This window comes from Brevundimonas sp., assembly GCF_036677305.1.
Classification (GTDB): domain Bacteria; phylum Pseudomonadota; class Alphaproteobacteria; order Caulobacterales; family Caulobacteraceae; genus Brevundimonas.
In genome coordinates, this window is record NZ_JAKFEB010000256.1 from 1 (window position 1) to 6,594 (window position 6,594).

At 69.0% G+C, this 6,594-nt stretch carries 6 protein-coding genes and 1 pseudogene; 4 read left to right on the top strand and 3 right to left on the bottom strand.

Features of this window, described 5'->3' with window-relative positions; genetic code table 11:
• The 3 genes and pseudogenes from V6M42_RS14650 to V6M42_RS14660 all read right to left on the bottom strand — a co-directional run.
• Positions 1-406: pseudogene (locus V6M42_RS14650) on the bottom strand (shikimate dehydrogenase); the annotation flags it as partial.
• On the bottom strand, positions 403-999 hold the full coding sequence (locus V6M42_RS14655) for a Maf family protein (protein WP_332679178.1): 597 nt from the start codon (positions 997-999) through the stop codon (positions 403-405). The pseudogene V6M42_RS14650 and the gene V6M42_RS14655, both read right to left, overlap by 4 nt.
• Entirely contained in the window at positions 996-1,892 is an 897-nt protein-coding gene (locus V6M42_RS14660) for a pyruvate, water dikinase regulatory protein (RefSeq protein WP_332657947.1), read from the bottom strand. Before V6M42_RS14660 ends, V6M42_RS14655 begins: the two co-directional genes overlap by 4 nt.
• Positions 1,893-2,376: 484 nt before the next feature.
• Between V6M42_RS14660 and hemE the strand changes: the two genes are divergently transcribed.
• From hemE to rho, 4 genes are all read left to right on the top strand, one after another.
• Entirely contained in the window at positions 2,377-3,423 is a 1,047-nt protein-coding gene (gene hemE, locus V6M42_RS14665) for a uroporphyrinogen decarboxylase (protein WP_332679179.1), read from the top strand.
• On the top strand, positions 3,420-4,481 hold the full coding sequence (hemH, locus tag V6M42_RS14670; RefSeq protein ID WP_332657949.1) for a ferrochelatase: 1,062 nt from the start codon (positions 3,420-3,422) through the stop codon (positions 4,479-4,481). The genes hemE and hemH overlap by 4 nt, the downstream gene beginning before the upstream one ends.
• Complete coding sequence (locus V6M42_RS14675) at positions 4,460-4,963, top strand: CopD family protein (protein ID WP_332657950.1); 504 nt, start codon at positions 4,460-4,462, stop codon at positions 4,961-4,963. Before hemH ends, V6M42_RS14675 begins: the two co-directional genes overlap by 22 nt.
• 311 nt (positions 4,964-5,274) lie before the next feature.
• Positions 5,275-6,594, top strand: a complete 1,320-nt coding sequence (gene rho / locus V6M42_RS14680) for a transcription termination factor Rho (RefSeq protein ID WP_442880984.1) — start codon at positions 5,275-5,277, stop codon at positions 6,592-6,594.

Consider the following 6,594-nt stretch of genomic DNA (forward strand, 5'->3'; position numbering starts at 1 on the left):
CCCGCGCCGCGCCGCCCGCGCCCAGCACGACCACCGGCCGGCCCCTGACATCCAGCGCCGGCGCCTGTTCCGCCAGCGCCGCCATCAGACCCATGCCGTCGGTGCTGTCGGCCCGGACCCGGCCGTCCTCGAACACCAGCAGATTGGCCGCCCCGCAGGTCCGCGCCGTCGCACTGGCCTCGTCCGCCAGGGCCAGCGCCTGTTCCTTGAACGGGGCGGTCACATTCAACCCGCACAGGGCGCCGGCGCGACCCTGGTCGACCAGGTCCGCAAAGCCGTCGGCGTCCGCCGGCCCGAAACGCTCATAGACGGCATCCAGCCCCGCCGCCGCGATCCACGCCCCGTGGATGACCGGACTCAGCGAATGGGCGATCGGCTGCCCGGCGACGCCCGCGACCAGGGTCATGACCGCAGCACTCCCGCCCGCCGCAGCTCCTCCAGCACGGGCCACAGCGGCAGGCCCAGGACGGTGAAATAGTCGCCCTCCACCGCCTCGAACAGCTGCGACCCCATCCCCTCCAGCCGGTAGGAGCCAACGCAGGCCAGAAGCCCCTCGCCCTCGGCCTTCAGATAGGCCTCCAGAAAGGCGTCCGAGAAATTCCTGACACGCATCGTCGCCGTGTCGACGCCGGACCAGACGATCTGCCCGTTCCGCGCCAGGGCGGCGCCCGAATGCAGCTGGTGCGGCTTGCCCCGCATCGCCATCAGCCGCGCACGCGCCGCCTCCAGCGAGCCCGCCTTCGACACCAGCCCCCCGTCGAAGGCCAGGGTCTGGTCCGCGCCCAGCACCCACGCGTCGGCGTCATGGCGCGACACCGCCAGCGCCTTGACCCGCGCCAGTTCGACCGCCAGCCCCGCGGCATCGGCCGGATCATGGCTCGCCTTGACCGCATCCTCGTCGACGTCGGCGACCTGCACGGCGAACGGCACGCCGGCGCCTTCCAGCATGGCCCGGCGAGCCTCACTCTTCGACGCCAGGATGAGGCGCTCGCCGCTCACCAGGTCGCCCCGATCCGGTGGGTCCGCCGTTCGTTCAGCACATTGATGATCGCCGCCGCCGTCTCCTCGACCGAGCGGCGCGTCACGTCGATCACCGGCCAGCCGCGGCGTTCGAAGGCCCGGCGCGCCTTGACCGTCTCGTCGCGCACCGCGTCGTGATCGACATAGGACGAGGCCCGCGTGGCGTTCAGGCCGTCCAGCCGGTTCTTGCGGATCTGCACCAGCCTGTCGGGCGAGACCGTCAGGCCGATGATCAGGGGGTTCTTCAGCCCGACCAGCCGTTCCCCGTCCTCCTGCCCCGGCACCAGCGGCACATTGGCCGCCCGGATGCCGCGGTGGGCCAGATAGATGCAGGTCGGCGTCTTGGAGGTGCGGCTGACCCCGCACAGCACCACGTCGGCGCTCTCCAGCTGGGCGGTCGTGCCCTGGCCGTCGTCATGGGCCATGGCGAAGTCCAGCGCCGCGATGCGGTTGAAATAGTCGGTGTCCAGCGCGTGCTGCGCCCCGACCCGCGTCGACAGGGCCGCGCCCAGATAGCGCGACAGGGCGCCGACCAGCGGATCCAGGGCCGCGATCTGGGGCATGTCCAGCCGGCGGCAGCCGGCCTCCAGCTGCTCGCGCAATTCCCGGTCGACCAGGGTGTGCAGGACGACGCCGGGCGAGGCGGCGATCTCTTCCAGCACCCGCTCCATCTGTTTGTCGTTCCGGACCAGGGCGTAGATGTGCTCGATCGGAATGACCCCGTCGAAACGGGCCACCACGGCCTTGGCCATGGCGTTCAGCGTCTCGCCGGTGGAATCCGACACCAGATGGACGTGGAAATAGGTCGCCAGACGCGAAGGCCCCGTCGCGCGGCCCGGGCCTGTCGCGCCCCCCCGTGCCGGGGCTGTCATCGGAGGCTGTCCATATGTGCGAGACTCCTGTGGACCGGGCGGGGCGCCGTTGGCCGTCGGCTGTCGGTCTTTTCCTATAGCCGGGCCGGGCGAGGGCGGCGAGCGGGGATGAAGGTGGATGGGGCGCCCCCGGCCGGGCGGGTTCATCCCCGATCCGGCGTCTCCCGCCGGTTCGCCTGTGGAGATCCTTAATGAGACGTTAATGGCGCCCAGGCCCGCGAGGCTTTGCCGAGGCTCAAACCCCGACCTCAAGGCCTCCCCGGGATTTATCCCCGCTTTCACCAGCCCGGTGAAACCCGGTGCGCAGTCTGTGACCGATTGCGGACAACCCGTCCGTTCGCATCCGGAAGACCCGGCTTATCCCCGCCATCCCCGGTCCTGCCTTCTACCTCCCATTCTTCGAATCTTTCTTGAGAAGGATAAGGAGGGTGCGACACGGGCCGGGGTTGAGCCTGGACCGGCCCCCCGGTAGGACCGGGATCACATGACCGCCTCGCCCCCCCAGCCGTTGCTCCTCAAGGTTCTCGCCGGAGAGACGCCGTCGCGTCCGCCGGTCTGGTTCATGCGTCAGGCCGGGCGCTACCTGCCGGAGTACCGGGCCCTGAGGGCGACGACGCCGGACTTCATCTCCTTCTGCCTCGACCCCGAAAAGGCCGCCGAGGCGACGCTGCAGCCCATGCGCCGGTTCGGCTTCGACGCCGCCATCGTCTTCGCCGACATCCTGCTGATCCCCCGGGCGCTGGGCCAGGACGTCTGGTTCGAGGCGGGCGAGGGGCCGCGTCTGGGCGCCCTGCCGCCGGTCGAGGCCATGCGGGCGCTGACGTCCGGCGCCGGAGAAGCGCTGAAACAGGTCGGCCAGACCCTGTCGATCGTGCGGTCGCAGCTGGAGCCCGAACGCGCCCTGATCGGCTTCGCCGGCGCGCCCTGGACGGTCGCCACCTATATGCTGGACGGCGAGGCGCGGACCATCGGCAAGGGCGAACGCGCCCAGGCCCGGACCTACGCCTATGCCGAGCCGGAGAAGGTCGCGGCCCTGCTGGAGGTGCTGGTCGAGGCCACGGCCCATTATCTGAAGATGCAGGCCGACGCCGGCGCCCAGGTGCTGAAGATCTTCGAGAGCTGGGCCGAGGGCCTGCCGGAAGACCTGTTCGAGACCCTCGTCCTGCGCCCCCACCAGCAGCTGGTTCGCCGTACGCGCGACCTGGGCGTCACCGTGCCCCTGATCGGCTTCCCCAGGGGCTCGGCGGCGCTGGCGGAACGGTATGCGGCCGAGGTCGATGTCCAGGCCGTGGCGCTGGACACCGCCTGCCCGCTGGAAATCGGCCGCCGCGTCCAGGCCATCAAGCCGATCCAGGGCGCGCTCGACCCCCTGCTCCTGCGCGCCGGCGGGCCGATGCTGGACCGCCGCGTCGACCAGCTGCTCGAGGCCTGGGGGCAGGGACCGTGGATCTTCAACCTCGGCCACGGCATCCTGCCCGACGTGCCGATCGCCCATGTCGAACAGGTTCTGAAGCGGATCGGCGCCCAATGAGGGACGCGGCCGCCGGACGACGGATCGCGGTGGTCCTGTTCAATCTCGGCGGGCCGGACGATCAGGCCAGCGTGCGGCCCTTCCTGTTCAACCTGTTCCGCGACCCGGCCATCATCGGCCTGCCCGACCCCTTCCGGACCTGGCTGGCCGGCCTCATCTCCAGCCGCCGCGAGACCAGCGCCCAGGCCAACTACGCCCTGATGGGCGGCGGCTCGCCCCTGCTGGCCGAGACCCGGAAACAGGCGGCGGCGCTGGAACAGTCCCTTGCGTCCCGGCTGCCGGGCGACGTCGTCCGCGCCTTCATCGCCATGCGCTACTGGTCGCCGCTGACGGAACAGACCGGCGCCCAGGTCGCGACCTTCGCGCCGGACGAGATCGTCCTGCTGCCCCTCTATCCGCAGTTTTCCACGACCACGACGGAGTCGTCGCTGAAGGCCTGGCGCGAGGCCTACGCCGGTCGGGGCGTCAGCCGCACCGTATGCTGCTACCCGCAGGCCCCCGGCTGGATCGAGGCCCAGGCAGCCGCCGTACGTGCGGCCCGTGTCGCCGCCGGAGACCAACCGGTCCGCGTCCTGTTCTCGGCCCACGGCATCCCGGAAAGCCTGATCGCGAAGAAGGGCGATCCCTATCAGGAGCAGGTCGAGGCGACCTGCGCCGCCATTGTCGCCGCCGCGGGCCTGGGCCAACGCGAGGTTGACTGGACCATCTGCTACCAGAGCCGGGTCGGGCCGATGAAATGGCTGGGCCCCTCGACGCCGGACGCCCTCGAACAGGCGGGACGGGACGGCGTCGGCGTGATCGTGACGCCGGTCGCCTTTGTCTCCGAACATATCGAGACCCTGGTCGAGCTGGATATGGAATACGCCGAACTGGCTCACCGGCTCGGCGTCGCCCCGTACATCCGCACCCCCGCCGTCGGCGTGGCCGCCCCCTTCATCCGGACCCTGTCCGACGCCGTCCTTGAGGCCTTGCCGCGCGAGGGCGTCGCGCCCTACGGTCCCGGTTGCCGGGCGGCGTGGAAGGCCTGCCCGACCCAATGCGCGCGGAAGGCGGCCTGATGCTGGATGTCACGACGTTCGAGATCGTCCGGGGCCTGCACATTCTGGCCGTCATCGCCTGGATGGCCGGCATGCTCTTCCTGCCGCGCCTCTACGCCTATGACGCCGAACAGGCCGACAAGGCCGAACCGCTGCGGTCGGAGATGCGGTCCCTGCTGCGGACCTGGCAGCAGCGGCTGCTGAAGATCATCGTCAATCCGGCCATGATCATGGCCTGGGTGTTCGGGGTCTGGATGATCGCCATCCATATCTACGGTTTCGGCGAGGGCTGGGGCTTTCTGGCCCAGCCGTGGATGGTCGCCAAACTGGCGGGCGTGGTCGCCCTCAGCGGCTGGCACGGCTTCCTGTCGAAGGAACTGCGCCGCATCCACGCAGGAACCTCGGTCCGCACCGGAAAATTCTGGCGCATGACCAATGAAGTCCCCTTCCTGATCGCCATCGTCATGGTGCTGTCGGTGACGACCCAGTGGACCTTCGGCTGACCGTCGCCGCTTGACCTGACCCCCCAAGGCGTGGTTTCGCTGGTCCCGAACCGTTCCTGGCAGCGCCGGGCGGTCCCTCTCTCCAGCGACGCCGATCGGATCTCTCCCTTCGGAGCCCGTCGTTCTCCCTGCCGGCCGCAAGGCCAGACATCGTCAGCCCGCCCGACCTCGCTGTTTTCGCGAGCGCCCGGCCGCGCATGTTCAAGAAGCTTCCCATGACCGACGTCCGCGACACCGATCCCACCGCCCCGGAAACCGAAAACCTCGAGGGCGAACAGCCGTCGACGGAGATCGCCGCCGCCGACCTGCCCATGGTCGATCAGGAGCAGGGCGACGACGAGGACGACGGCGAGCCGATCGTTCCCAACGGCCGCATCACCCTGCAGGAGCTCAACGACAAGACGCCGGAAGAACTGGTCGCCTTCGCCGAGAGCCTCGAGATCGAGAACGCCGGCAACCTGCGCAAACAGGATCTGCTGTTCGCCATCCTGAAGACCCTGGCCGACGAAGAGGTCGAGATCATCGCCTCGGGGACGCTGGAAATCCTGCCCGACGGCTTCGGCTTCCTGCGCAGCCCCGACGTCAATTATCTTCCGGGTCCGGACGATGTTTACGTCTCCCCCTCGCAGATCCGCCGTTTCGGCCTGCGCTCGGGCGACACCGTCCACGGAGCCGTCCGCGGCCCGCGCGAGGGCGAGCGCTACTTCGCCCTGCTGAAGGTCGACACGATCAATTTCGAGGACCCGGAAACGGTCAAGACCAAGGTCCTGTTCGACAACCTGACCCCGCTCTATCCCGAAGAGCGGCTGCACATGGAAATCCAGGACCCGACGCTGAAGGACCGCTCGGGCCGGGTCATCGACATCGTCGCCCCGCTGGGCAAGGGCCAGCGCTGCCTGATCGTCGCCCCGCCGCGGGTCGGCAAGACGGTGATGCTGCAGAACATCGCCAAGTCGATCGAGCGCAACCACCCCGAAGTGACCCTGATGGTCCTTCTGATCGACGAGCGTCCGGAAGAAGTGACGGACATGCAGCGCACGGTGAAGGGCGAGGTCATCGCCTCGACCTTCGACGAGCCGGCCACCCGCCACGTCGCCGTCGCCGAAATGGTGATCGAAAAGGCCAAGCGCCTGGTCGAGCACAAGAAGGACGTCGTCATCCTGCTCGACTCCATCACCCGTCTGGGCCGCGCCTACAACGCCACCGTCCCGTCGTCGGGCAAGGTGCTGACCGGTGGTGTCGACGCCAACGCCCTGCAGCGGCCCAAGCGCTTCTTCGGCGCCGCGCGGAACGTGGAGCAGGGGGGCTCGCTGACCATCATCGCCACCGCCCTGATCGACACGGGCTCGCGGATGGACGAGGTGATCTTCGAAGAGTTCAAGGGCACCGGTAACTCGGAAATCGTCCTGGACCGCAAGGTCGCCGACAAGCGCATCTTCCCGGCTATCGACGTGCTGAAGTCCGGCACCCGCAAGGAAGAGCTGACCACGCCCAAGGATCAACTGGCCAAGACCTATGTCCTGCGCCGCATCCTGAACCCGATGGGCCCGCAGGACGCGATCGAATTCCTGATCGACAAGCTGCGCCAGTCCAAGAACAATGCGGACTTCTTCCAGTCGATGAACACCTGA

Bases quoted from the DNA above. Each gene is read 5' to 3' on its own strand.
- rho (WP_442880984.1), top strand. From the start codon at position 5,275: ATGGTCGATCAGGAGCAGGGCGACGACGAGGACGACGGCGAGCCGATC.
- hemE (WP_332679179.1), top strand. From the start codon at position 2,377: ATGACCGCCTCGCCCCCCCAGCCGTTGCTCCTCAAGGTTCTCGCCGGA.
- V6M42_RS14660 (WP_332657947.1), bottom strand. From the start codon at position 1,892: ATGACAGCCCCGGCACGGGGGGGCGCGACAGGCCCGGGCCGCGCGACG.
- hemH (WP_332657949.1), top strand. From the start codon at position 3,420: ATGAGGGACGCGGCCGCCGGACGACGGATCGCGGTGGTCCTGTTCAAT.
- V6M42_RS14675 (WP_332657950.1), top strand. From the start codon at position 4,460: ATGCGCGCGGAAGGCGGCCTGATGCTGGATGTCACGACGTTCGAGATC.